Annotated in this window: 26 protein-coding genes and 1 pseudogene; 19 read left to right on the forward strand and 8 right to left on the reverse strand. The window is 72.6% G+C overall.

What is annotated here, in order from left to right:
* Window positions 1-14 precede the first annotated feature (14 nt).
* From IE124_RS13665 to IE124_RS13695, 7 genes are all read left to right on the forward strand, one after another.
* The gene (locus tag IE124_RS13665; protein ID WP_189507988.1) at window positions 15-173 is read left to right on the forward strand and encodes a hypothetical protein; all 159 of its coding nucleotides are present in this window, start codon (window positions 15-17) and stop codon (window positions 171-173) included.
* A gap of 1 nt (window position 174) precedes the next feature.
* Window positions 175-939, forward strand: a complete 765-nt coding sequence (gene cbiQ, locus IE124_RS13670; RefSeq protein ID WP_189507989.1) for a cobalt ECF transporter T component CbiQ — start codon at window positions 175-177, stop codon at window positions 937-939.
* Window positions 936-1,682 carry an energy-coupling factor ABC transporter ATP-binding protein gene (locus tag IE124_RS13675; protein ID WP_189507990.1) on the forward strand — a complete coding sequence of 249 codons (747 nt, stop codon included), beginning with the start codon at window positions 936-938 and terminating at the stop codon, window positions 1,680-1,682. Before cbiQ ends, IE124_RS13675 begins: the two co-directional genes overlap by 4 nt.
* A gap of 134 nt (window positions 1,683-1,816) precedes the next feature.
* Window positions 1,817-2,335 (forward strand): allene oxide cyclase barrel-like domain-containing protein, encoded by a 519-nt coding sequence (locus tag IE124_RS13680; protein WP_189507991.1) that lies wholly within the window; start codon window positions 1,817-1,819, stop codon window positions 2,333-2,335.
* 55 nt (window positions 2,336-2,390) lie between these two features.
* Window positions 2,391-3,599, forward strand: coding sequence for a serine hydrolase domain-containing protein (locus IE124_RS13685; protein ID WP_189507992.1), 1,209 nt, complete (start codon window positions 2,391-2,393; stop codon window positions 3,597-3,599).
* A 337-nt stretch (window positions 3,600-3,936) separates the two neighbouring features.
* Complete coding sequence (locus IE124_RS13690) at window positions 3,937-4,995, forward strand: ArsR family transcriptional regulator (RefSeq protein ID WP_189507993.1); 1,059 nt, start codon at window positions 3,937-3,939, stop codon at window positions 4,993-4,995.
* Between the two features lie 57 nt (window positions 4,996-5,052).
* Window positions 5,053-5,538: a YbaK/EbsC family protein gene (locus tag IE124_RS13695; RefSeq protein ID WP_189507994.1), complete on the forward strand. Its 486-nt coding sequence runs from the start codon at window positions 5,053-5,055 to the stop codon at window positions 5,536-5,538.
* Window positions 5,539-5,564: 26 nt separating this feature from the next.
* Here the strand turns inward: IE124_RS13695 and IE124_RS13700 are convergent, their stop codons facing one another.
* Window positions 5,565-6,182, reverse strand: coding sequence for a LysE family translocator (locus IE124_RS13700; RefSeq protein WP_189507995.1), 618 nt, complete (start codon window positions 6,180-6,182; stop codon window positions 5,565-5,567).
* A gap of 103 nt (window positions 6,183-6,285) precedes the next feature.
* Entirely contained in the window at window positions 6,286-7,026 is a 741-nt protein-coding gene (locus tag IE124_RS13705) for a 2OG-Fe dioxygenase family protein (protein WP_189507996.1), read from the reverse strand.
* A 146-nt stretch (window positions 7,027-7,172) separates the two neighbouring features.
* On the opposite strand from IE124_RS13705, the gene IE124_RS13710 reads away from it, so the two are divergent.
* The 6 genes from IE124_RS13710 to IE124_RS13735 all read left to right on the forward strand — a co-directional run bounded on the left by IE124_RS13710 (window position 7,173) and on the right by IE124_RS13735 (window position 10,468).
* Window positions 7,173-7,976, forward strand: coding sequence for an SDR family NAD(P)-dependent oxidoreductase (locus IE124_RS13710; RefSeq protein WP_189507997.1), 804 nt, complete (start codon window positions 7,173-7,175; stop codon window positions 7,974-7,976).
* A 129-nt stretch (window positions 7,977-8,105) separates the two neighbouring features.
* Entirely contained in the window at window positions 8,106-8,504 is a 399-nt protein-coding gene (locus IE124_RS13715) for a hypothetical protein (RefSeq protein WP_189507998.1), read from the forward strand.
* A gap of 86 nt (window positions 8,505-8,590) precedes the next feature.
* Complete coding sequence (locus tag IE124_RS13720; RefSeq protein WP_189507999.1) at window positions 8,591-9,211, forward strand: RNA polymerase sigma factor; 621 nt, start codon at window positions 8,591-8,593, stop codon at window positions 9,209-9,211.
* Window positions 9,208-9,582, forward strand: coding sequence for a hypothetical protein (locus IE124_RS13725; protein ID WP_189508000.1), 375 nt, complete (start codon window positions 9,208-9,210; stop codon window positions 9,580-9,582). Before IE124_RS13720 ends, IE124_RS13725 begins: the two co-directional genes overlap by 4 nt.
* 275 nt (window positions 9,583-9,857) lie before the next feature.
* Complete coding sequence (locus tag IE124_RS13730; RefSeq protein ID WP_189508001.1) at window positions 9,858-10,016, forward strand: hypothetical protein; 159 nt, start codon at window positions 9,858-9,860, stop codon at window positions 10,014-10,016.
* Window positions 10,017-10,198: 182 nt separating this feature from the next.
* Window positions 10,199-10,468: a DUF7848 domain-containing protein gene (locus IE124_RS13735; RefSeq protein ID WP_229832431.1), complete on the forward strand. Its 270-nt coding sequence runs from the start codon at window positions 10,199-10,201 to the stop codon at window positions 10,466-10,468.
* Window positions 10,469-10,645: 177 nt separating this feature from the next.
* Here IE124_RS13735 and IE124_RS13740 read toward each other — a convergent pair whose 3' ends face one another.
* The 5 genes from IE124_RS13740 to IE124_RS13760 form a co-directional block, all read right to left on the reverse strand.
* Window positions 10,646-11,500 carry an EamA family transporter gene (locus IE124_RS13740; protein WP_189508002.1) on the reverse strand — a complete coding sequence of 285 codons (855 nt, stop codon included), beginning with the start codon at window positions 11,498-11,500 and terminating at the stop codon, window positions 10,646-10,648.
* Complete coding sequence (locus tag IE124_RS13745; protein ID WP_229832432.1) at window positions 11,497-11,976, reverse strand: YbaK/EbsC family protein; 480 nt, start codon at window positions 11,974-11,976, stop codon at window positions 11,497-11,499. Before IE124_RS13745 ends, IE124_RS13740 begins: the two co-directional genes overlap by 4 nt.
* 58 nt (window positions 11,977-12,034) lie before the next feature.
* Complete coding sequence (locus tag IE124_RS13750) at window positions 12,035-13,684, reverse strand: penicillin-binding transpeptidase domain-containing protein (protein ID WP_189508004.1); 1,650 nt, start codon at window positions 13,682-13,684, stop codon at window positions 12,035-12,037.
* Window positions 13,685-13,803: 119 nt separating this feature from the next.
* On the reverse strand, window positions 13,804-16,128 hold the full coding sequence (locus tag IE124_RS34860; protein ID WP_229832433.1) for an eCIS core domain-containing protein: 2,325 nt from the start codon (window positions 16,126-16,128) through the stop codon (window positions 13,804-13,806).
* Window positions 16,129-16,353: 225 nt separating this feature from the next.
* A complete protein-coding gene (locus IE124_RS13760; RefSeq protein WP_370468763.1) occupies window positions 16,354-18,108 on the reverse strand; it encodes a dolichyl-phosphate-mannose--protein mannosyltransferase in 1,755 nt (584 codons plus the stop codon).
* A gap of 52 nt (window positions 18,109-18,160) precedes the next feature.
* Here IE124_RS13760 and rsmI point away from each other — a divergent pair, with 52 nt between their 5' ends.
* Window positions 18,161-19,027, forward strand: a complete 867-nt coding sequence (rsmI, locus tag IE124_RS13765) for a 16S rRNA (cytidine(1402)-2'-O)-methyltransferase (protein WP_189508005.1) — start codon at window positions 18,161-18,163, stop codon at window positions 19,025-19,027.
* A 92-nt stretch (window positions 19,028-19,119) separates the two neighbouring features.
* Here the strand turns inward: rsmI and IE124_RS13770 are convergent.
* A pseudogene (locus IE124_RS13770) lies at window positions 19,120-20,307 on the reverse strand (RNA-guided endonuclease InsQ/TnpB family protein).
* Window positions 20,308-20,545: 238 nt separating this feature from the next.
* Here IE124_RS13770 and IE124_RS13775 point away from each other — a divergent pair.
* The 5 genes from IE124_RS13775 (at window position 20,546) to IE124_RS13795 (ending at window position 25,265) form a co-directional block, all read left to right on the forward strand.
* Entirely contained in the window at window positions 20,546-21,022 is a 477-nt protein-coding gene (locus IE124_RS13775) for a hypothetical protein (protein WP_189508006.1), read from the forward strand.
* Window positions 21,023-21,104: 82 nt separating this feature from the next.
* Window positions 21,105-21,974: a TatD family hydrolase gene (locus tag IE124_RS13780; RefSeq protein ID WP_189508007.1), complete on the forward strand. Its 870-nt coding sequence runs from the start codon at window positions 21,105-21,107 to the stop codon at window positions 21,972-21,974.
* A gap of 72 nt (window positions 21,975-22,046) precedes the next feature.
* A complete protein-coding gene (locus IE124_RS13785) occupies window positions 22,047-23,408 on the forward strand; it encodes a resuscitation-promoting factor (RefSeq protein ID WP_229832434.1) in 1,362 nt (453 codons plus the stop codon).
* A gap of 76 nt (window positions 23,409-23,484) precedes the next feature.
* The gene (rsmA, locus tag IE124_RS13790; RefSeq protein WP_189508008.1) at window positions 23,485-24,357 is read left to right on the forward strand and encodes a 16S rRNA (adenine(1518)-N(6)/adenine(1519)-N(6))-dimethyltransferase RsmA; all 873 of its coding nucleotides are present in this window, start codon (window positions 23,485-23,487) and stop codon (window positions 24,355-24,357) included.
* Complete coding sequence (locus tag IE124_RS13795) at window positions 24,354-25,265, forward strand: 4-(cytidine 5'-diphospho)-2-C-methyl-D-erythritol kinase (RefSeq protein WP_189508009.1); 912 nt, start codon at window positions 24,354-24,356, stop codon at window positions 25,263-25,265. Before rsmA ends, IE124_RS13795 begins: the two co-directional genes overlap by 4 nt.
* Window positions 25,266-25,303 lie beyond the last annotated feature (38 nt).

The raw sequence follows: 25,303 nt of genomic DNA on the forward strand, positions 1-25,303 counted from the left end.
GTGCGGCCCAGAGCATGCGCCGCGTCGAGGGCGCGGGTGCGGTCCGGGACATGGGCCGCGTCCGGGGCGCGGGTGCGGTCCGGGACAAGGGCCGCGTCCGGGGCGCGGGTGCGGTCCGGGACATGGGCCGCGTCCGGGGCGCGGGTGCGGTCCGGGACAGGGGATCGGTCTGACATGGGAGCCGGCCACGCCCACAAGCTCTACCGGCACGCGCACTCGCCGGTGCACGAGCTGCCTCCGCACACCAAGCTCGCCGCCGTCCTCGGCTTCGTCGTGGTCGTCGTCTCGACGCCCCGCGAGGCCGTCTGGGCCTTCGCCGGCTACGCCCTGCTCCTCGCGGTCGTGGCGGCGAAGGCCCGCGTCCCGGCCGGCTTCCTGCTGAAGCGGCTGCTCATCGAGGTGCCGTTCGTCGCCTTCGCGTTCCTCATGCCCTTCGTCGTCCCCGGCGAGCAGACGACCGTCCTCGGTGTGTCGCTCAGCGTCCCCGGCCTCTGGGGCGCCTGGAACGTCCTCGCGAAGGGCACCCTCGGCGTCGCCGCCTCCGTGCTCCTCGCCTCCACCACGGAACTCCGTGCGCTCCTCCTCGGCCTCCAGCGGCTGAAGCTGCCCCCGATGCTCGTCCAGATCGCCTCGTTCATGATCCGGTACGGCGACGTCATCACCGACGAGATGCGCCGCATGTCGATCGCCCGCCGCTCGCGCGGCTTCGAGGCGCGGGGCGTCCGGCACTGGGGCGTCCTCGCGAAGTCCGCGGGCGCGCTCTTCATCCGCTCGTACGAGCGCGGGGAGCGGGTCCACCTCGCCATGGTCAGCCGTGGCTACACGGGCACCATGCCCGTCCTCGACGAGGTGACCGCCACCCGCGCCCAGTGGACCCACGCCGCCGTGCTGCCCCTCACCGCACTCCTGATCTGCCTCCTCGGATGGACGACCTCATGACGATTCCCCCCTCCCTGGAGGTGTCCGGCCTCGCCTACGCGTACCCCGACGGCCACCAGGCCCTCTTCGGCGTGGACCTGACCGTCGGACGCGGCGAGCGGGTCGCCCTGCTCGGCCCCAACGGCGCCGGCAAGACCACCCTCGTCCTCCACCTCAACGGCATCCTCACCGGCGGCGCGGGCACGGTCACCGTCGCCGGGCTCCCGGTCGGGAAGAAGCACCTCGCCGAGATCCGGCGCAAGGTCGGCATCGTCTTCCAGGACCCCGACGACCAGCTCTTCATGCCGACCGTCCGCGAGGACGTGGCCTTCGGGCCGGCGGCGGCGGGCGTCCGGGGCGCCGAGCTGGAGGCCGTCGTGCGCAAGGCCCTCGACCGGGTCGGCATGGCCGAGTACGCGGACCGGCCGCCGCACCACCTCTCCTTCGGGCAGCGCCGCCGGGTCGCCGTGGCCACCGTCCTCGCCATGGAGCCGGAGATCCTCGTCCTCGACGAGCCGTCCTCCAACCTGGACCCGGCCTCGCGCCGCGAGCTCGCCGACATCCTCCGCTCCCTGGACGTCACCGTCCTCATGGTCACCCACGACCTGCCGTACGCCCTGGAGCTCTGCCCGCGCGCGGTGATCCTCAGCGAGGGCGTCATCGCCGCCGACGGGCGGACCGGCGAGATCCTCGCGGACACGGAGCTGATGGCCCGGCACCGCCTGGAGCTGCCGTTCGGCTTCGTACCGAGTTCCGTGGTCTGACCTTGCTCCGACCGGTCGGATCCGCCGGTGGGTCGCGCCGCGCTGTCACGTACGGGGCCGGAGCCGAGGTTATGAAGGAAATCGGATGACAGTTCGTCATTCGATCATTTCCTCACATCGACCTCAGGAGCCGCATGATGCGCCCCCTCGGAGCAGCCCGTCTCGGCATGGCCACGGCACTGGCCGGCGTCTTCGCCTGCACCTCGATCACGACCGCCGCCGCGACGGACACCGGCACCGCCCCCGCCAGGGACAAAGCCAAGGTCATCACCGTCATCGGCAAGCTCGCGGAGCAGACCCGCTTCCCCGTGAACCCCGAAGGCCCTGCCGCACAGGGCGACCGGACGGCCTTCCGCTCGGACCTCTACGACCTGGACGACAAGAAGATCGGCGAGACCGCCGGCACCTGCACCACCACCCGGGCCGACCTCGCGACCGGCGGAGCCGAGGTGTGCGTCGTGACCTACACCCTCCCGGGCGGCCAGCTCGCCGTGCAGGGGATGGTCTTCGGCCACCTCAACCCGGGTCCCCCTCCGTCGTTCGACAACGCGATCACCGGCGGCACCGGGCAGTACGACCGGGCCCGCGGCTCGATCCACGCCGACACCATCGGCATGGGCCAGCGGCGCTTCACGATCACGATCAAACCCTGACGGCCCCGACGTCCCCCTGACCCCGGAATCCGGCCTTCTCCCCTCGCGTTGCACCATGGGAGCCGGTCGTACGAAAGGGAGAGTGGGTCAGGTGGACGTCCAGGGCACGGTGGCGGCGGGCTGGGAGCCGGTCAGGGACGCGTTCCTGCGCAATTTCGAGCAGCGCGGCGAGCGCGGGGCGGCCGTCGCCGTCCACCGCGACGGGGTGAAGGTCGTCGACCTGTGGGCCGGCAGCCGTGACGTGGACGGCACGGCCCCGTGGACCGAGTCGACAGCCCAGGTCATCCGCTCGGCGACGAAGGGCGTCGCCGCCGCCGTACCCCTGCTCCTGCACCAGCGCGGCCTGCTCGACCTGGACGCACCCGTCGCCACGTACTGGCCGGAGTTCAAGGCGGCCGGCAAGGACCGTGTGACCGTACGGCAGCTCCTCGCGCACCGGGCCGGGGTCCCGGTCCTCGACCGCCCGCTCACCCTCGCCGAGGCGATCGACCTTCCGACGGCGACCGGCGCGATCGCCGCCCAGGCCCCCGTCTGGGAGCCCGGCACCGCCCACGGCTACCACGCCCACACCTTCAGCTGGCTGCTCTCCGGCCTCGTCCACCGCGTCACCGGCCGCACCATCGGCCGCTGGGTCGCCGAGGAGATCACCGGCCCCCTCGGCCTCGACCTCTGGATCGGGCTGCCGGACGCGGAGGTCCACCGGGTCGGCCGCCTCGGCCCCGTCGAGGAGATCGACCCGCCCGGCGGCGGGGCGCTCAAGCTCCGTCCCAAGCGCTCCGTCAGCGAGGCCTACAAGGACCCGGACTCCCTCACCCGGCGCGCCTTCGGGGTCATCGAGCCCAAGCCCGACGAGAACGACCCCGTCTACCGGGCCGCCGAACTGCCCGGCTCGGCGGGTGTCGCCACCGCCCGCGCGCTCGCCCGCTTCTACGCCGCGACCCTCGGCCCCGTGGACGGCGCCGAGCGCCTCTTCGCCCAGGCGACGCTCACCCTGGCCCGTACGGAGGAGTCGGCGGGAGCGGACCGGGTGCTGCTCGTCGGCACCCGCTTCGGGCTCGGCCACATGCTGCACGGACCGGCCTCCCCGCTCCTCGGTCCGTCCTCCTTCGGCCACCCCGGCCGCGGCGGCTCCCTCGGCTTCGCCGACCCCGAGTCGGGGATCGCCTTCGGGTACGTCACCAACGGCATGCGGAAGACGGTCACGGCCGACCCGCGCGCCCAGGCGCTGGTCCGGGCGGTGCGGTCGGTCGTGGACCTGACCTGACCCGATCCTGCGCCCGACTTGACCTGACCCGATCCTGCGCCCGACTTGACCTGACCCGATCCTGCGCCCGACTTGACCTGACCCGATCCTGCGCCCGACTTGACCTGACCCGATCCTGCGCCCGACTTGACCTGACCCTGAACCGTCTTGAACCGACCCTGACCCTGCCTTGACCTGCCGCTGAAGCGCCTTGAACTGACCTGACATTCTGCGCCGTCGACCCGCGGGTCAAGGGGTGCGCGGCCAGTACCGTGTGCGAGCCCACTGACCGATGGGCGGGCACGGGGGTGCAGGGGTGAGCGGGATTCCGTCGCGACCGTCGCGACCGGCGAGGGCCTTGGGAACGGCACGAGCACCGAGAACGGCACCACACGCGGCGGCGCGGGCGGCGGCGCCCGCCGACCGCATGGCGCTGCGGATCGCGAGCAGCCGGCTCTGGGAGATCTACGGCAGCATCGGACTGCTCGCCGCGCACCGGGGCCTCGTGCCCTGGCCGTACGCCCACTGGGCCAAGGCGGCACGCCGTTCGCTGAGCAGCTCCGAGGTGACCATCCCGGGCTGGCTCGTCCATCTCTTCCGGGCCGGCGGCGGGAGCCTTCCGCCGTTCCTCCTCGCCGTCCCGGCCGAGGACGGGCCGGACCTGAGGGAGGAGCTCGCGACCCTGGCGGCGGTCTGCCCGTCCCGGGTCCGCGCCGAGCTCGAACAGCGCTTCCCGCAGGGCGTGCCCACCGAAATCCGCCCGCTGTACGCGGACCCCGTGGCGCGCGTCGCCGAACTCCGCGCCTTCCTGCCGCGGTACTGGCAGGCCGCGCTCGCCCCCTACGCGGCGGCCCTGCGGGCGGCGACGGAGGAGGACGTCCTGCGCCGCGCCCGCACGCTCGCCACCCGGGGCCCGGAGGCGCTGCTGGACGCGGTGGGCGGGATCGCGGTGCCCGGCGGGGTCGCGGTGCCCGGCGTGATGGCCGTGTCGGGCGTCTCCCGACTCGTCCTCGTACCCCTGCTGTTCGGCCGGGGAGCGCCCTTCTCCACCTCGGCCCCGGACGGCTCCGAGGCCGCCCTGTCCTACCCGGTCGAAGGGTCCGCCGTCCTCGTCGGCGAGGCACCGGCCGGGCGGCGCGCCGACGCGCCCGTGCGCGGCGACCGGCTGGAGATCCTGCTCGGCCGCAGCCGGGCCGGTGTCGTCCGGGCCCTCGTGACGCCCACGACCACCTCGGACCTCGCGACGGCCCTCGGCCTCGCCCCGAGCACCGTCTCCCAGCACCTCACGGCGCTGGTGGCCGCGGGCGTGGTGCGGCGGCGCAGGGTGGGCGTGCGCGTGCTCTACGAGCTGGACCGCCCGGGTGCGGTGCTGCTGAGGCAGCTGGACCACGCGCGCGGGACCCCGGCGGTGCGGTGACCGGGCAGTAGGGTCAACTCGCCGTACACGTACACAGGTTGCAACAGGAGAGAACGCATGTCCCAGGAAACGTACGAGAAGCTGGTCGCCCTGCTCGACGAGCGCGGTGCCGCCTACCGGGTGATCGAGCACGCGCCCGAGGGCGCCACCGAGGCGGTCAGCGCCCTGCGGGGGCACGAACTCGCCCAGGCGGCCAAGTGCATCATCGCGATGGTCAAGATCGGCAAGAAGGAGAAGCGGTTCGCGCTGGTCGTCGTCCCCGGTGACCGGCGGATCGACCTCGCGGCGGTGAAGGCGCTGTACGGCGGCACCTACGTCTCCTTCGCGTCCCCGGAGATCGCGGAGGACCTCGCGGGCTCGGAGAGCGGCACGATCCTGCCGTTCTCCTTCGACGAGCGCCTGGAGCTCTTCGTCGACCCGGACCTGCTGGCACACGAGGAGTTCTACTTCAACGCCGCCCGCCTCGACCGCTCGATCGCCCTCTCCAGCGCGGACTACCGGTCGATCGCGGAGCCGCGCGTGGAGCGGGTCTCGACGGACTGAGGGCGCGGCGGGCGGTCGGAGGCGGATCAGGCCATGGCGGGCGTCAGTGCGAGCAGCATTCCGAGGCCGACGAGGACGGCCCCGATGACCTTGTTGAGCACGGTCTGCCGCTGCAGCAGCCGGGACCGCAGGGCCTGGTTGGAGAAGAGGACCGCGGCGAGGGCGAACCAGACGAGGTGGGCGAAGGACATGAAGAGTCCGTAGCCGATCTGCTGGAAGACGGGGGTGTCCGCGCTGACGACCTGGGTGTACGTGCTCAGCACGAACAGCATCGTCTTCGGGTTGAGTGCGTTGGTCAGAAAGCCGGTGCGCAGCGCGCCGGCCTTCGAAAGCCCGCCGTCCTCCGAAAGGTCGATGTCCACCTGGGCCTTGGTGACGAACGTCTTGTAGCCGATGTACACCAGATATGCGGCGCCGATGAGTTTCATCGCCGTGAAGAGCATCGGGGTACGGGAGACCAGAAGTCCCACGCCCAGCATGGTGTAGGTGACGTGGACGAGAACGCCGAGTGCGATTCCGGCGGCCGCGAGAACTCCGGCGGTCCTTCCGTACAGATAACTGTTGCGGACGGTCATCGCGAAATCCGCGCCGGGGCTGATGACAGCCAGAATGGTGATGACCGCCACGGCTATGAGCTGACCCATGTACCCGACTTCCCGCCTTCTCGCTCACGTTCTCACTCAAGGGTGAGCGGGCGGGAGGGGCAGAGCCCTTGTGGAGCCTGTCCCCTCCCGCCCGCCCCTGACGTCAGGGCTTGTGACGGTAGGTCACGACCAGCACGTCGCGCGAGGCCGGGACCGAGGAATCGATCCGCTCGATCGGCGAGACGCCGTGGTAGACCCGCTCGTCGTTGACGAGCGCCAGGTCGAGGGGGTCGGTGAGGGCGAACTTCTCCACCGGCTGCTTGTCCAGGTTGAAGACGGTGCTCTCGCCGCCGGTGGCGTTCGAGCGGCCGATCATCGCCATCAGGACGAAGGTGACGCCGTCGCGGTGGACGCCCTCGGGCGTGGGCAGGCCGACCTCCTCGCCGTCGACCTCGATGCGGAACTGGTGGGCCTCGATGTGCCAGGCGGAGTACGGGGCGAGCCGACCGAAGATGTCGCAGCCCAGCGTAACCAGGCTGTTCATCGTCGCGCCGCGCAGCGAGGCGTCCTCGAAGGGCTCGTAGTGCCGGGCGACGCCGCCGTTGAGGGTGTTGTAGTCGAGCCCCTGGTAGTGCGGCTGGTGGGCCTCGACGCGGTAGTCCGTACTGGACCGGGGCGCGCTGAGCGTGGCGTGCCGCCGGCGGCGGTAGCGCCCGCCGTCCGCCATGTAGCTGTCGAGCGGCATCCGGCCCCAGCTCTCGCGGAAGGGCTCCAGGTCGTCGAGCGCGGTCTCGGACCGCTGGAGGAGGAGTTCCCTGACCTTCTCACCGGAGCGGAGGTCAAAGCTCCGGGAGGAAAGGGACTCGCATATTTCCTCTACTCCGGACGCGTACGACGAAGACATTGTTCCCCCTGTGTCCAAGTGATCATCGGTCGAACCGATCGTGGTATTCGCGGCGGGGGCATGTCAAAGTCTTTCGGTCGCGGCCGAATTGTCATAACTCCCCTCACAGCAGGCCTTCCTCATGCTGTGATCCCTCCATGGACGACATGAACGCAAACGCACAAACGAAAACGCACACAAGGCGCTTCGACGAATACGCGGTACTGATCACGGGCGCGGCGCGCGGCATCGGCGCGGCCACCGCGCGGCGGCTCGCGGCCGAGGGCGCGCGGGTGCTGGTCACGGACATCGACGAGGACCAGGCCCTCCGCACCGCCGCCGAACTGCCCGGAGCGGTGGCCCTGCGCTGCGACGTCGGCGACCGGGACTCGGTGGAGGCGGCCGTCGCGTACGCGGTGGAGACCTTCGGCGGCCTCGACGTCCTCGTCAACAACGCCCTCGCCCCCGTCGCCCCCGACACGGACCGCTTCGAGGACGATCAGGACGGGGGCTGGGCGGGCCAGCTCGACGTGACGCTGATGGGCGCGGTCCGCTGCTCCCGGGCCGCGCTGCCGCACCTCGCGGCGGCGGGCGGGCGCGGAGCCATCGTCACCATCGGTTCGGTCAACGCCGAGGTGGACTTCGGCAACCACGCCTACAGCGCGGCCAAGGCGGGCCTCGCCTCGCTGACCCGGACGCTGGCGGGCGACGCGGCGCCGCGCGGCGTCCGTGTCAACCAGATCAACCCGGGGACGATCGCCACGACCGCCTGGGCGGGCCGGGAGGCCGACCTCGCCGCCCTGGCGGACCGGGTCTACCCGCTGGGCCGCGTCGGCACGCCGGAGGACGTGGCCGCCGCCGTCGCGTTCCTCGCCTCACGGGACGCGTCCTGGATCACGGGCACCGTCCTGCGGGTCGACGGCGGCCTGCTGGCGGTGAACACGCACTTCGCGGAGGTACTGGGGGACTGAGGGGTGACCGCGGACTTCTCGGCCCGTGGAACTTCTCCGCCCGCGGACGCAACCTCGGGAGGTGCCGCACGTCTGGTGGGTTGAAGGCGCCCTTCACGTCCTGTTCCACCTCCTCACTGGGAGAACCTCATGACCCGCATCTCTCGCCGTCGCCGGATCCTGGGCGCCGTCACCGGCGCCGCACTGCTCCTGGGCGGTGCCTTCACGGCCCAGGCGGTCGCCGACTCCGGTGCGAAGCCGGCACCGAAGGTCGTCACCCCGGCGGAAACGGCCGCGAAGCCGGCTCCGAAGCCGGCCGTCGTGACGCCGGCCCCGAAGCCTGCCGTGGAGACGCCGGCCCCGAGGCCCGCCGTGGAGACGCCGGCCCCGAGGCCCGCCGTGGAGACTCCGGCCCCGAAGCCTGCCGTGGAGACGCCGGCCCCGAAGCCGGCCGTGGTGACGCCGGGCAAGGCGGTGCCCCGGCCCGCCCCGGCCGAGAAGACCGCCGCGCCGGAGAACGAGCCCCGCGTGATCGCCCCGGGCAAGTGACCGGGAGGGCGGGCCGGCCCCCTCGATGAAGGGGCCGGCCCGCCCGCCCCACCAACTCCCACCACCCCCGACGGATAGAGCAGCGCATGCAGTACGCGATGGCCGTGGCACCGCCGCCGCCTTGGTGGTCCCGTCTGCTGGCCCGCGTGTCCGGGACCCGGGGAACGGCGGTCGTACGCGAACTCCGTCCGCGCGCGCGGATCACCACGCACGACGAGCGACCGCCCACGCTGACCGACCTCTACCGGGCCCGCCGGCTCGACATGGTGCGGCTGGCGCTCTTCCTGGTGGACGACCTGCCCACGGCGGAGGACGTCGTCCAGGACGCCTTCACGGCCGTGTGCAGGGCGTACGGGACCTCGTTGGACGGCCTCCAGGACCCGGGGGCGTACCTGCACACGGCCGTGGTCAACGCCGCCCGCTCCGTCCTGCGCCGCCGCCGCACGGCCCGCGGCTACACCCCGCCCCACCAGCCGGCGAGCGCCCCGGTGGACGAGGGCCTGCTCCTGGCGGAGGAGCACCGCACGGTCCTCGAAGCGCTGGCCCGACTCACCCACCGCCAGCGGGAGGTACTGGTCCTGCGCTACTGGTCGGAACTGACCGAGGCGCAGATCGCGCAGACCCTGGGCCTCTCGCGCGGCACGGTGAAGTCCACGGCGAGCCGGGCCCTGGACGCCCTGGAGAAGAGACTGGAGGCGTCCCGGTGACGACGACCCCGCCCCCCGAAGACCGCCGCACCACGACGGAGATCCGGCTCAGGGCCGCCCTGACGGCCCGCGCGGCGCAGATCACCCCCCGTGACCTCCGCCGCGAAGACCCCCCGCGGGGCCGCACGCGGACGGTCCGCGCCCTGCGCGCCCCGGCCCTCGCGGCGCTGGCCGCAGCCGCGGCGGTGGCGGCCGTCTGCCTCCTGTACCTGTTCCCGGGCAGCACCCCGGCCCCGATCCCGGTCCAGCCGGCCCGCCCGCCTGGCATCAGCGATCCGGCACCGCCCACACCGGGCCCGGTATCGCCCTCGCCGGGCCCGACGATCCCGTCACCGGTGGTGACTCCCCGGGCGGCCGATCCGGCGAACTGACGGAACGAGGCCTCCCGGGTGAGCGAGGGTGCCGGCAGCCGGGCCGCCGCCCTCGCCATGGTCGTCAATCGGGCAGTGACAGATCGTTCAGGTGGGTCAGGAGTGGGCCGACCCGGTCGAGCATCGCCTGCAGGGCGAACCGCAGCGCAGGGGCAGGCTCGACGAAGTGCGCCGCTATGCGGACCCCGTGGTGAGGCCGGACTGCGTGCCGCCGCGCGACGGTTCGAGGACGGGCGGAGCGGTGCCTCCCGGTCGCGGCGACTGGGTGGTGGACGATGATCAGCCTCGCGGCGGACCCGTCCGGCCTCCTCCACCACCTGTTGCCGGACCGCGCGATCAAGGTCGCCGTCGTGGTCGCCGCCCTGGGCGTCCTGGCGCTGGGGATGACAGTGCTCTGGCGGAGGGCCGGGCGCGCGAAGGACCGTCTCGACTGACCAGGAACCCCGGTCGAAGGGGCGAGCCCCTCGGCCGGTCACGCGGCCGGCTTCGCCCTGACCGTCACCACCCGCGGGTGGGGCTTCCCCTCGTGGGTGTCCTCGCCGACAAGTGGGGTGTCTGCGACCGCCCCGGGGCGGGAAAGCTGGGGTGGGCGAGCTTGCCGTGGAGGGGGAGTCGGATGCGTCGTGAGGGAATCGCGGCCGGTCGGATGGCGGGGCCGTACCACCGGGGGGCCCGGCGGCCGAAACTCTGGGCGTTACGGGCCGACCGGTCCGGGAGCGGCCTGATCACCGAGGCCGAGTGCACCACCTGCCACGACGGTTCCGGCGCGGCGGACGACGGGCGCGGGCCCGCCGTCTGGTGCCTGGCCCACGCCGAGGAGACCGGTCACACCGGCTTCCGTCGCATCAGGACCGACTTCTTCCGGGCCTCCTGCGACGGCACCTGAGCCGACGCAGTCCGATCCGGCGGCACCTGAGCCGACGCAGTCCGATCCGGCGGCACCTGAGCCGACGCAGTCCGAGACGGCGGCACCTGAGCCGAGGGTGCCTGAGCCGAGGGTGCCTGAGTCGACGCAGTCCGATCCGGCGGCACCCGAGCCGAGCGCCCGCGCATCGCGACCCGGTCAGCCGGCCTGGAGCATCAGTCCGATGCCGAGGACCATCAGTCCCGCCGCCGCGATCCTCGGGGCGCCGAAGCGCTCCTTGAAGAAGAGGGCCCCGATCGCCGCCCCCACGATGATCGAGGACTCGCGGAGCGCGGCGATCGGGGCCAGCGGGGCCTTCGTCTGGGCCCACAGGACGAGGGCGTAGGCCGAGACCGACAGCGCCGCGCCCAGGAGGCCCCGGGCCGCGTGCGGGCGGAGCTGGGGGAGGAGGGCCGCGCGGCGCCGCCAGAGGGCGTACGCGGGGATCACGAGGCCCTGCAGGACCATCAGCCACGCGATGTAGCCGAGCGGGGTGCCGGAGGCGCGGACGCCGACGCCATCGACCACCGTGTAGAGCGCGATCGACAGTCCCGTCGCGCCTGCGGCTGCCAGCGCCGGCCACTGCGGGCGGGCGGCGCCCTTCCCCCGGATGCCCCACAGGGCGAGCCCCGTCAGGCCCGCGCAGGCCACCGCCACCCCGAGCAACTGCCAGCCGCCCGGCACCTCGTCGAGGAAGACCGCCGCGAGCACGGTCACCACGAGCGGGGCCGTACCGCGGGCGATCGGGTACATCTGTCCGAAGTCGCCCAGCGTGAACGAGCGCATGAGCAGGGCGTAGTAGCCGATGTGGAGGACCGCCGAGAGGATCAGGTACAGCCAGGCGCCGGCCGCCGGGAACGGCACGAAGGCGGCCGTGACCAGGCCGAGCAGCGCCCCGCCGCCGGATATCAGGGTGAAGGAGAGCAACTGCTCCTTGATGTGGTGCGCGATCGCGTTCCAACTCGCGTGCGTGATCGCCGCGACGAGGACCGCGAGGGTGACGAGCGGTGTCATGCCGAGGCCTCGCGGACATCGACGAGCGTGGCGCCGGCCTGAGCGACCAGGGTCTTCGGGTCGAGGGCGAACACCGTGTGCGGGGTGCCCGCCGCCGCCCACACCACCTCGTGGTCGAGGACGCCCCGGTCGGCGAGGACCCGCGTCCGGGTGCGGTGCCCGAAGGGCGGGACGCCCCCGATCGCGTACCCCGTCGTCTCCCGGACCACCTTCGCGTCGGCCCGCGTCACCTTCTCCGCGCCCAGCTCCTCCCGTACCCGCTCGACGTCCACCCGCGAGGCACCGTCCATCAGGACGAGGACCGGCACCCCGTCGGCGGCGAAGATCAGCGACTTCACGATCTCGGCGACCCGGCAGCCGATGGCCTCGGCGGCCTGCTGCGCGGTGCGGGTCTCGTCCGGGAAGCGGCGGATCTCGACGTCGAGGCCCAACTCCTGGAGGGCGGCGGCGAACTGGGGGTGAGCGTCAGTGGTCATGGCCCGCACGCTAGCGGTAGCTGTACGGGCCATGCGACCGGGTTCCGGGCGCCGGCGGTCAGCCGGCCTTCAGGACCCTCGCGACCACCGGCCCGGCCGCGTCACCCCCGTGGCCGCCGCTCTGGACGACCGCCGCCGCCGCGAGGTCGCCGGAGTAGCCGGTGAACCAGCTGTTGGACTTGGACTGGCCACCGACCTCGGCGGAGCCGGTCTTCGCCCCCTTGGGGGAGGGAACGCCGGACATCGCGTCGACCGCGGTGCCGTCCGACAGGGTCGCCGTCTCGTTCATCATCTTCCGCAGCGCGGAGGCGACCCCGCGCGAGAGCGGTTCGGCAGCGGCAAACTCGCGGTCGTCGAGGTCCTTCGCCACCAGGTACGGCTGGAGGAAGCCGCCGTTCTTCACGGTCGCGGAGAGCGAGGCGACGTTCAGGGCGCTCATCTGGATCCTGCCCTGGCCGATGTACGAGGCCGAGGTCTCATTCCCCGCGGACTCGGGGACGCTGCCGTCCATCGCCCGGACGCCCACCTGCCAGCTCTGACCGATGCCGAAGGAGTCGCGGGCGGTGTCGCCGAGGGCGGTGTCCGCGATCTTCTTGTCACTGAGGACGGTGATCGCCTTGATGAAGGCGGTGTTGCAGGATCGGCGGAACGCCTGGGCGAGGGTGGCGTTCGGGATGCTGAACCGGTCCAGGTTCTCGAAGGTCTGTCCCCTCGACAGCACGTCGGGAGGACACTCGACCTTGCTGCCGGGCCCGTCCACCACGCCGTTCTGCATCATCATCGCCGCCGTGACGATCTTCATAGTCGAGCCGGGCGCCTGCTGACCCTCAAGGGCCGTGTTGAACTCGGTGGCCGGATTGTTGGCCACCGCCCGAATCGCGCCCGTGGACGGCTCGATCGCCGCCACCGAGGCCTTGTCGAACGCCTTGACCGCCTTCTCGGCCGCCGCCTGCACGCCCGCGTCGATGGTGGTCCTCAGCGTCCCCTCCTTGCCCTTCGACAGGACGAGGAGGGGGATGTCGGTCCCGGACTCGGTGCCCGAGTCGATCCATGTCTCGATGCCGGACGAGCCGCCGGCCTTCGCCCCGTACCGCTTGCGCAGTTCGGCCAGGACCGAGGCGAGCGAGGGGTACTTCTCCGCCGTCAGCTCGACGCCGTTGCGGTCGACGGCCTTCACGGACGCGGCCTTCGCGACGCCCGTACGGATCGTGGCGTCGGCGCCGAGCAGCTTCGGGTGGAGCACGGACGGCGCCCACTTCACCAGCGGCCGGCCCGTCGTCTGCCCCCGGACGACGGTCAGTTCGGAGGCGTACGACCAGGGCTTCGACACGTCCTTGTACGTGATCGTGGCCTTCACCGTGAAGGGCACCGTCGTCCCGACCGGCGTCCCCGGCGTGATGGTCGCCTCCGAGACGCTCGCGCCGTCACGGTAGGCCGCCACGGCCGGCCCCGCCGAGACCGGGTCGTTCGTCAGCTGCCCGGCCTTCTCCGGCTCCCCGGCGGCCCAGGCGGCGAGGAAGTCCCGAGCGGTGGCGGTCACTTCGTCCGGGGTGACGGGCCCGGTCCGAGGCGCGTCACCGGCACGGACCTCCGGGGTCGTGTTGCCGCCGGTGATCCCGTTGTAGAGGTTGAGGCCCCCGTACCCGACCCCGCCCGCCACGACGAGGAACACACCCCCGACGATTGCGGTCTTGGCTCCACTGCGCATGACTGACAGTCCCCTCCCCAGGTGGCCGTCCAGTCAACCAGCGGGCCCTGAGTGTGTCGAGCAACTATCGACACATCCGTCACATGGGCGGGGAGGGCCGCGGGCCGGCCCGGTCGCGCCTACCCGCTCACGGCGCGCCCGAAGGCCGCGACGGCGTTCGCGATCGGCCTGCTCATCTGCGGCGCCATGCCGACCGCCGTCGCCCATTCGGTGAAGCGGGCGGCGATCTGCTGCACGTCGGCCAGGGACCCCCCGTTGGTCATGACGTGCTCCAGCGCGGAGAGGGTCTCGGCGGGACCCTGGGCGTTGCCACCCCTCGGCGCGAGCACGCTCGCGATCTGCAGGAAGGGGGCGAGTGCCGCGGTGGCCGGATTCCCGGACTGCCGGGTGTAGATCTGACGGCACCGCTCCAGGGACGCCGCGAACTGCTGCTCGTGCGACAGCTGCGGCGCCGCCTGGGGTGCGGCGGCCTGGGGTGCGGCGACGCTCCAGGGAGCCGTCACCTCGATGGGGGTGAACTCACGCTGTTGCTCTCCGCTGCGGGCCTTCGCCGCGGTTCCGTGCGCCGCCTTCGACCAGTTCTCCAGATGGCCGACGTCCTGGCGCAGGTCGGCGAAGCTCGCCATGCCGACCCCGAAGCTGCGGAACTCCAGGGGGACGACGGGGACCCCGCCGGGGGAGTCCAGCGACGTGAGCTCGGTCATGCCGCCGAAGGCCCTCTCCTGCGGGCCCACCAGGCGGTTCGGGTCATCCGCGGGCGGGAGGAATTCGGCGATACCCGACAGTGCTTCGCGCAGGTACGTGTTCAACTCGTCGATGCTCTCCTGGCTCATCGGCGGAAGATCCGGGCCGGTCCTCGGCGCCACCGCGAAGTAGTGCGCCCACATGCCGTCCCGGATCGCGTCCACGTCGCCGACGAGGAAGAGCTTCGCGGGGTCCGGCAGGGACTGCTGGACCGTGCCGAGGCTCACCCGTGCCAGGACCGCGGTCTTGTTCTTCACCTGGCCCGCCGCCGTCACGCCCGGTCGCTCCGGATCGTCCGCGCGGAGCTTGTCCGCCAGCGCGGCGAACTGGGTGTAGCACAGCGAACCGAAGCCGCGGACCTCCTGCGCGCCCACCGCGACCTGGTGAGCGGGAGCGGCGGCGGCCGGTGACTGCAGGAACCGTGCGCCGAGCTCGTTCCCGACCTGGACCGACCTCACCAGGTGGTCGTGGGCCTTGCTCTTCACCAGCGCGCGGACCTTGCTCCCGGTTCGGTTCCTCGGCTCCGGGGTCTGTACGGCCTCCGCGAAGACGTCCGTCATGCCGTTCAGGGGAAGGCCCACGGTCTGGTGGATGAAGAGCCCCTGCCCCTTCCCTTCCTTGCCGTTCCTCTCCACGTGCTCCTTCTCCGGGGCCACCCTCGCCATCTTGAAGCCGGGGGTCACCGCGTATCCCTGGCTCTCGGGATAGAGCTTCCTCATCTGCTTGTCGGCCTGAGGTGATCCCGCTTCGGGGGTGTAGAGGCGTCGGTGGGCCTCCTCAAGATGGGCGATGGTCTGCTCCGTCGTGCGCGGGAACCGCTCCCCCTCGCCGGGGAGCACCGCGCTGGGCTCGGCCACGAACTCGGCGTTCGTGTAGGTGCCTCGGCTGTCCGAGACCAGTTTGATGCCCTGGCCGGGGTGCTCCATCATCTCGATGCCGGTGCTGTTGCCGTTCTTGACGTCGGTGCCGGTGTGCCGGACGACCGGCCGGTCGACCTCCACCTCAAGGCCGATCGCGCGCTGCACCGACGGAGACGGACCTGCCTCCGTCGGCACAGCCGCTCCTGACTCCGCCGGCGCCTGCGACGCGGGCGCCGGGCCCGCCATCACCCGCCTCGCGTTGGCCTCGGCCTCGCGCTCGAAGCGGTCCGAGGGGTCACTCACGCGGAGCCCCGAGCCGTTGTCCGTCCCGGCCACCGGCCCCCGGCGCTGCTGGATGACGTGGGTCAGCTCGTGGGCGAGGGTGTGGCTGTCGGCTCCGCCTGCGCCGATGACGACATGGCTGCCGGAGGTGTAGGCGCGGGCGCCGACCTCGGCGGCGGAAGCCTTGGCGGCGGAGTCGTCGTGGACGCGTACGTCGGAGAAGTCCGCGCCGAGCCGGGCCTCCATGTCGGTGCGGGTCGACTCGTCCAGGGCGCGGCCGGGACCGCGGAGCACGTCGTGGACGGCGGAGCGCTGCACCGAGGGCTCCGCCTGCTGCCCGTGCCCGCAGCCGGCGCCGTGCCGGTGCTGCTCCTGGGCCCAGGGGTGGCCGGCCTGCCGGAGCATCTGGACGACGGCCGCGTTGCCCGCGCCGAGCGGCAGCCGGCGGTCCGGGCCCGGCGCGGAGGACTCCGGCCCCCGCCGCGCGGCCGCCCTGCCGTCCGGCGCCCGGTCCGGCTGTCCGCCGTTGTTCGTCCTGCCGTCGCTCGGGGTCCGCACGGCTACCTCACTCCTGGTCGCGGCCTGGGCTTCCTGGATACCCGGGAGCGGGCCGCCTGTTCGAGGCGTGGGGGGCAGAGGCGGGGGCAGAGGCGAGCGGCCGATCGGGCAGCCCGGGCCCCGGAACGCCGGGAGGGACGCGACCGTTCCTTCCGGTCGCGCCCCTCCCGCACGGCGCCGTGAATGGCCTATCCGACCCTGATCCGCCGGACAGGCCCTAAGCCGCTAGATCCACGTGTCGAGCCACATCCGGCCCCGCCATTCGTCTATCGGAATGGGAGTGCCGGTGTAGATGGGCCAGAAATAGATGAAGTTCCAGACGATCAGCAGAACCAGACAGCCCGCCGCCACCGCGCCGAACGTCCGGCGCCTTTCCGAGGAACCGCGTGGGCCGATGATCGCGCCCAGCATCATGGCCACCGCAAGACACAGGAAAGGCACGAAGACGACCGCGTAGAAAAGGAAGATGGTGCGTTCCTGGTAGAGGAACCACGGGACCCAGCCCGCCGCGACCGCGCAGGCGATCGCGCCCGCGCGCCAGTCGCGGCGGAAGGCCCAGCGCCACAGGACGTACAGGACGGCGAAGCAGGCCGCCCACCACAGGAGCGGGGTGCCGAGGGCCAGGACCTCCTGGGCGCACTTCTCCTTGGCGGTGGCCGGGCAGCCGTTGGTGCCGGGGGCCGGGGACTCGTAGAAGTACGAGACGGGGCGGCCGAGGACGATCCAGGACCAGGGGTTCGACTCGTACGTGTGCGGCGAGGTCAGGCCGACGTGGAAGTTGTAGACCTCGGACTCGTAGTGCCACAGGCTGCGCCACCACTGCGGCATCCAGCTCCAGGCCCCGCCTCCGTCGAGCTTGTCCTGCTGCGCCGCCCAGCCACGGAAGTAGCCCTTGTCGGAGACGATCCAGCCCGTCCACGTCACCAGGTAGGTGCCGATCGCCACCGGCACCACCGACGCGAACGCCGGCAGCAGGTCCCGCTTGATCACCGAGAGGTGCGGGCGGACCGCGCCGCCCGTGCGGCGCCCCGCCACGTCCCACAGGACCGTCATCAGGCCGAACGCCACCATGACGTACAGGCCGTTCCACTTGGTCGCCGCCGCGAGCCCCAGCATCACGCCGGCCGCGATCCGCCACGGCCGCCACCCCATGCGCAGCCTGTCCGCGACCTCCGCGTCCGGCCGCAGCACCCCCTCCTCGTCCTCGGGGAGCGCCGCCGCGAGCCGTTTCCTGGTGCGGTCGCGGTCGACGACCAGGCAGCCGAAGGACGCGACCACGAAGAACATCAGCACCTGGTCGAGGAGCGCCGTGCGGCTCATCACGAAGTGCAGGCCGTCGACGGCGAGCAGCAGGCCCGCCAGACAGCCCAGGAAGGTGGAGCGGAAGAGACGGCGGCCGATCCGGCACAGCAGCAGGACCGACAGCGTGCCCAGCAGCGCCACCATGAAGCGCCAGCCGAAGGGCTCGAAGCCGAAGAGCTTCTCGCCGACGCCGATGACCCACTTGCCCATCGGAGGGTGCACGACATAGCCGGGGTCCGTCGGCACGAGCACCGCGCCCGGGTCCGACAGGATCGTCTTGTCGATGTCCTTCGGCCAGGCGCCCTCGTACCCCTGGTTGATCAGGGCCCAGGAGTCCTTGGCGTAGTACGTCTCATCGAATATCACCGCGTGCGGCTTGCCGAGGTTCCAGAACCTCAGCACGCCCGCGACCGCCGTGACCAGGAGCGGACCGCCCCAGGCCAGGAGCCGCCACAGCCGGTCGGCCCGGTCGGGCCCGATGCCGAAGAGCGACCACACGCGCGCCGAGGGACGGGCGTACGGGGGATCGAGCCGCTCCCGCAGCCCGATGGGAGCGGCGTTCTCGGCGCGGGGCGCGTAGCCGAAGCGCCGCAGCCTCTGCTGCCACGAAGAGGGCTCTGCCACGGGCGCCGCCATGGGGTGCTGGCCCTCCAGGGCCTCGGGTGCGGTACTGGTCACCGCGCCATCGTAGGGAACGCGCCTGTGCGCGTCGCCTGTCCGGGCTGGGAGGATGTCCTGTGTGACTGGAACGCTGGTACTCGCAGGGACCCCCATCGGTGACATCGCGGACGCTCCGCCCCGACTCGCCACCGAACTGCAGAACGCGGACATCGTGGCCGCCGAGGACACCCGGAGGCTGCGTGGCCTGACCCGGGCCCTCGGCATCCACACCTCGGGACGGGTCGTCTCGTACTTCGAGGGCAACGAGTCCGCCCGTACGCCCGAGCTGGTCGAGGCGCTCGTGGGCGGCGCCCGTGTGCTGCTCGTCACCGACGCGGGCATGCCGTCCGTCTCGGACCCCGGCTACCGGCTGGTCGCCGCCGCCGTCGAGCAGGACATCAAGGTCACGGCCGTCCCCGGCCCCTCCGCCGTGCTCACCGCGCTCGCGCTCTCCGGGCTGCCCGTGGACCGCTTCTGCTTCGAGGGATTCCTGCCGCGCAAGGCCGGCGAGCGCCTCGGCCGGCTCCGCGAGGTCGCGGACGAGCGCCGCACCCTCGTCTACTTCGAGGCCCCGCACCGGCTCGACGACACGCTCGCCGCGATGGCCGAGGTCTTCGGCGCCGAGCGCCGCGCCGCCGTCTGCCGCGAGCTGACCAAGACGTACGAGGAGGTCAAGCGCGGCCCGCTCGCCGAGCTGGCGGCCTGGGCCGCCGAGGGCGTACGGGGCGAGATCACCGTCGTCGTCGAGGGCGCGCCCGAGACCGGACCGGCCGAACTCGACGCCGAGGAGCTGGTGCGCAGGGTGCAGGTGCGCGAGGAGGCGGGGGAGCGCCGCAAGGAGGCGATCGCCGCGGTCGCGGCCGAGGCGGGGCTGCCCAAGCGCGAGGTGTTCGATGCGGTCGTGGCGGCAAAGAACGCGGCGGCCGGCCGCCGGTAAAGGACTCATGTCGACTCGACCCGGCCCCGAGGGCCGGGCTTGGAGGTAGGGCCCGGCTGGCTGTCGGGCCGTCTCCTCCGTCCAGACACCCCCTACGGGGTGGCAGGGACGCGTGACTCACGCCCCGCAGTCCACACGGCTTCGCCCTTGCTGCCGACGTTGTGGGACGCGTTGTCGTCCGCGTGCATGAGGGCGCCGCAGGCGCGGCACGCGAACGTAGCCTGATCGACGCGGTTCCTCCGGTCGATGTGACCGCACTGGGAGCATTGCTGGCTGGTGTACGCCGGATCGACGTACACCAGCGGCACTCCGGCCCGCAGCGCCTTGTAGGCGATGAACCGGCCGAGCTGGTGAAAGCCCCACGTGTGCAGTTGTGTCCGCTGGTCCTTGCGGAGCCGTACCCGGTCACGAATCCCGCTCAGATCTTCGAGCGCGATACCGCGGCCGGTGCTCCCCCGTAGCCTCCGGCACGGGAGGTGCCCCCAGCGGTGGTGACGATCTTCTTCGCGATGATGTGATTGACGTTGGCGGCGTGACACCGTTCGCGCCGGTTACGTCGCTTCAGGAGACGCTTGGCGGACTTGGTTCCCTTGGCCTGGAGCTTGCGGCGCAGTTCGAGCTGCCGCTTGCGGTGGCGGTTCAGGCCGCGCCCGGCCGCCCGGTAGCCAGTGGACGTGGTCGCGATGTTGACGATGCCCAGATCCACTCCGATGAACCCGGATGGTTCGTAAGTCTTGGCCTCGGGGACGTCGCACGTCGCTATCAGGTAGAACACGCCGTCGCGTTCGATCAAGTCCGACTCGCCCTTGCGGTACTCGCGCAGCGTCGTGAACATGTCGGCAGAGCAGGCGAAAGCGGACGTGCTTCAGCCGTCCCGCAGTCGTCCAGATGGACACAGTCCGGGCGTCGTGCTGCCATGACAGGCACCGGTCGGCGTACGGCTGCGCCGAGTTCGGCCGAAAGTTGATCGGCTTCGACTCTGCCTTGACCCTGCGCTTCGATCCGGGCCTGCCGAGGTTCCCCGCCCGGAGGTTCGCCTTCAGCGTGGTGTAGGCGTCACGGACCTTCTTGATCACGTGCTGGGCCGCCTGCGCCCCAAGGCCGGAAGCCTTCAGCTCGGCGTAGGTGTGTTTCCGTAGTTCGAACTCGCGCGGCACGCCGCGCTCGAACGTCACGGTGGACACCCAGTTCGCCGCCTCGTTGACCGCGCGCACGGTCGCTCCCAACGCCGACGCCTGACAGGCATCCGGCAGGAGCTTCACCCGCACCACGATCTTCACGCGAGTGACCGTATCGCTACCGGGTGTGACTTTGCCGTCGAATGGGGAAACTCGTCTCTCCGGTCCGACGGTCATGGCGTCCCTTGCGGATTTACGCTGAAAGGTAAAGCCGAACCCGGCGCCGGGACATTTCCTTGGGTGCTTGGCAAGGGAAGAGCCAAAAGCCTTCCATGGTTCGTCCCCTGCTGATGCGCTCCGGCCCGAAAAGGCGTCCACTGATCAGTGGAGAGGAGCTGGCATGAGCGAGATCACCGGCACCGGCATATCCGTCGCCCATGAGGCGTACGCCTTCGCCTGCATGCGCTGTGGATACGGCTGGGAGCAGGCGTACGACATCGAGCACCACGTCGACGCCGCCGGCCAGGAATTCGTCGTCTACAAGGCCGAGGGGGAGCGGGTCCCGTCCCCGCTGTCCAGTCCCACCTGCATGAACTGCGGCGGTCACGTCGTCCGGATCATGCGCGCGGGGCAGGTGTCGTCGGTGCTCGACCTGATCGCCGCGACGGAGAGGCACCAGCACGGGGCGAGGGCGACCAAGCCCGTCTCGATGGCCGGGCCCATCGGTCAGGAACTCACCGAGGACACCCGGGACACGGCGGACACCGTGGGCGCGGCGAACACCACGGGCCCGGAGACCCCGCCCGTCCCGCACCACTGGCACCTCTCCGACCTCCTGCATCCCTTCCGCCACGGCAAGCAGCCGCCCAGGGAGTAACCGGCGGACGTCCCGGCGGGCGGCCCCCGCCGGTGACCCCGCGTGCCGCGCCGGTACTCGTGGCCCTCGTACGATCGGGGCCATGAGTGCCAAGGACGCCCCGCCGCCGCTGCCCGAGCCGCTCCTCGTGGAGGTCGCGGACTCGCACACCCACCTGGACATGCAGTCCGGGACCGTCGAGGAGGCCCTGGTCAAGGCCGCCGCCGTCGGCGTGACCACCGTCGTCCAGGTCGGCTGCGACGTGAAGGGCTCCCGGTGGGCCGCCGAGACCGCCGCCGCCCACTCCAACGTGCACGCGGCCGTCGCCCTGCACCCGAACGAAGCGCCCCGGATCGTGCTGGGGGACCCCGACGGCTGGTCCCGGCAGGGTGCCCGCGAGGGTGGCGGGGACGCCGCCCTCGACGACGCGCTCGCCGAGATCGACCGCCTCGCCGCCCTGCCGCACGTCCTCGGCGTCGGCGAGACCGGCCTCGACTTCTTCCGCACGGGCCCCGAGGGCATCGCCGCGCAGGAGCGTTCCTTCCGCGCCCACATCGAGATCGCCAAGCGGCACGGCAAGGCGCTCGTCATCCACGACCGCGAGGCCCACGCCGACGTCCTGCGCGTCCTCGACGAGGAGGGCGCCCCCGAGCGGACCGTCTTCCACTGCTACTCCGGCGACGCCGCCATGGCCGAGATCTGCGCCGCCAAGGGCTACTACATGTCCTTCGCCGGCAACGTCACCTTCAAGAACGCCCAGCCCCTGCGGGACGCGCTCGCCGTCGCCCCGCTGGAGCTCGTCCTCGTCGAGACCGACGCCCCCTACCTCACCCCCGCGCCCTACCGGGGCCGCCCCAACGCCCCGTACCTCATCCCCGTCACCCTCCGGGCGATGGCGGCCGTGCGCGGGATCGGGGAGAACGACCTCGCCGAGGCGATCGCCGTGAACACGGCCCGCGCCTTCGATTACTGATCCATAACGGTTACGTGTCGTAGCCGGAAGGTTCGGGAGAGTGACCGCGGCCGGGGCTAATGTCCCGGCCTCGTGAGTACTTCCCAGGGCAGTCACCGAGCCGGACGGCGAGCGGCGACCCTGCCCGTCCACGAGCAGCCGACCCAAGCGGCGCCGCTCGTCATCCCCGGCGCCGGCCTCGGCACCGGCCCCGCGTCCGGCCCCGGCACCGGCCCCGCGTCCGGCCCCGGCACCGGCCCCGCGTCCGGCCCCGGCGGCGTCCCCGGCGGCGTCCCCGGTCAGGGCGGCTCCCGCGCCGGAGCCCGGCGCGCCGCCCGCCGCCGCAAGGCCTCCGGCTCCCCCCGGGACGGCCTGCGCCGGCTCGTCCCGCAGGCCCTCGTCGTCGCCTTCCTCGCCGGCGGCACCAGCGCCTTCGTCGCCAACGACAAGGCCGTCCGGCTCTCCGTCGACGGCGTCCCGCGCACCCTCCACACCTTCGCCGACGACGTCGACGAGCTCCTCGCCCACGAGGGCCTGACCGTCGGCTCCCACGACATCGTCGCCCCCGCCCCCGGCGAGGCCCTGGCCAACGGCGACGAGGTCGTCGTCCGGTACGGGCGGCCGATCTCCCTCACCCTCGACGGGCAGCGCCACACCATCTGGACCACCGCCAGGACCGTCGAGGGGGCCCTGCGCCAGCTCGGCGTCCGCGCGGAGGGCGCGTTCCTCTCGGTCTCCCGCGCCGCCCCGATCACCCGCCAGGGCCTCGCCCTCGACGTCCGCACCGAACGGACGGTCACCTTCCTCGCCGACGGCCGCGAACGCGTCGTCCGGACCAACTCCGCCACCATCGGCGAGGCCCTCGCCGAGGCCGGGATCACCCTCTCCGGCCAGGACACCGCCTCCGTCGCGGCCGGCTCCTTCCCCCGCGACGGCCAGACCGTCACCGTGCTCCGCATCACCGGCTCCCGGCAGGTCCGCGAGGAGACCATCCCGTACGCCGTCGAGAAGGTCCGCGACCCGGACCTCTTCGCGGGCAACGAGGTCGTCGAACGGCAGGGCGTCACCGGCGTCCGCCGCGTCACGTACAGCCTGCGCACGGTCAACGGTGTCCGGCAGAAGCCCCGCAGGACCGGCGAGGAGATCGTCCGCGAACCCGTCAGCCGCAAGGTGCGGATCGGCACCAAGGCCCTGCCCACCTCCGTCGGCGGGGCCGACGGCCTCGACTGGGGCGCCCTCGCCGCCTGCGAGTCCGGCGGCCGCCCGAACGCCGTCGACCCCTCGGGGACCTACGGCGGGCTCTACCAGTTCGACCCCGGCACCTGGCGCTCCCTCGGCGGCAGCGGAGTCGCCCAGAACGCGCCCGCCGCCGAGCAGACCTTCCGTGCGAAGAAGCTGTACGTGCAGCGGGGGGCGAGTCCGTGGCCCCACTGCGGCAGACGGCTGCACGGGTGAGCGCACGGCGGGCCCGTGCCGGGGCCCCACGGGTGAGCCGTAGGTCCGGCCCACCGGGGCCCCGTAGGCTGTACCGGTGAGCACCACCACCGGCCCCGAAAGCCCCGACGCCCTCCTCGGCCCCGCCGACATCCGTGAGCTGGCCGCCGCCCTCGGCGTGCGCCCCACGAAGCAGAAGGGCCAGAACTTCGTCATCGACGCCAACACCGTCCGGCGGATCGTCCGCACGGCCGAGGTGCGGCCCGACGACGTCGTCGTGGAGGTGGGGCCCGGACTCGGCTCCCTCACCCTGGCCCTCCTGGAGGCCGCGGACCGCGTGACGGCCGTCGAGATCGACGACGTGCTCGCCGCCGCGCTGCCCGCCACGATCCAGGCCCGCATGCCCGCCCGCGCCGACCGGTTCGCGCTCGTCCACTCCGACGCCATGCACGTCCAGGAGCTGCCGGGCCCGGCGCCGACCGCGCTCGTCGCCAACCTCCCGTACAACGTCGCCGTGCCGGTCCTGCTCCACATGCTGGAGCGGTTCCCGACCATCGAGCGGACCCTCGTCATGGTCCAGGCCGAGGTCGCCGACCGGCTCGCCGCCAAGCCCGGCAACAAGGTCTACGGCGTCCCGTCGGTCAAGGCGAACTGGTACGCGCAGGTCAAGCGGGCCGGCTCCATCGGCCGCAACGTCTTCTGGCCCGCGCCGAACGTCGACTCCGGTCTCGTCTCCCTTGTCCGGCGCACCGAGCCGCTCGCGACCACCGCCTCCCGCCAGGAGGTCTTCGCGGTCGTCGACGCGGCCTTCGCCCAGCGCCGCAAGACCCTCCGCGCGGCCCTCGCGACCTGGGCGGGCTCGCCCGCCGCGGCCGAGGAGGCCCTGGTCAAGGCCGGGATCTCGCCGCAGGCGCGCGGCGAGGCCCTGACCGTCGAGGAGTTCGCCCGGATCGCGGAGGCGAAGGCATGACCGCCCCCGCCGGCGTCACGGTCCGCGTCCCCGCCAAGGTCAACGTCCAGCTGGCGGTCGGCGCGGCCCGCCCCGACGGCTTCCACGACCTGGCCAACGTCTTCCTCGCCGTCTCCCTGTACGACGAGGTGACCGCCACCCCGGCCGACGAGCTGACGATCACCTGCGAGGGCCCGGACGCCGACAAGGTGCCGCTGGACCGCACCAACCTCGCCGCGCGCGCCGCCGAGCTGCTCGCCGCCCGGCACGGCATCTCCCCGGACGTGCACCTGCACATCGCCAAGGACATCCCGGTCGCCGGCGGCATGGCCGGCGGCAGCGCGGACGGCGCGGGCGCGCTGCTCGCGTGCGACGCGCTCTGGGGCCTGGACACGCCCCGCGACGTGCTCCTGGAGATCTGCGCCGAGCTCGGCTCCGACGTGCCCTTCAGCCTGGTCGGCGGGGCGGCGCTCGGCATCGGACGCGGTGAGCGGCTCACCGCGCTGCCGGTCGGCGGGGCCTTCCACTGGGTGTTCGCCGTCGCCGACGGCGGGCTGTCGACCCCGGCGGTGTACGGCGAGTTCGACCGCCTCACCGAGGGCGTCGACGTCCCGGAGCCGACGGCCTCCCCGGTCCTCCTGGAGGCCCTGCGCACGGGCGACACCAACGCCCTCGCGGGCGCCCTCGCCAACGACCTCCAGGCGGCGGCGCTCTCCCTGCGCCCGTCGCTCGCGGCGACCCTGACGGCCGGCACGGAAGCGGGCGCCCTGGCGGCCCTGGTCTCCGGCTCGGGCCCGACGACGGCCTTCCTGGTGAAGGACGCGGAGGCGGCGGAATCCGTCGCCACGGCCCTGACCGCCTCGGGCACGTGCCGCACGGCCCGCGTGGCGACGTCCCCGGCACCGGGCGCGACGGTCCTCCCCGCCTGAGCGACACACAACGGGGCCGAAGGGTGGGTACTTACCCG

It is taken from the genome of Streptomyces narbonensis (assembly GCF_014649015.1).
Classification (GTDB): Bacteria; Actinomycetota; Actinomycetes; order Streptomycetales; family Streptomycetaceae; genus Streptomyces; species Streptomyces narbonensis.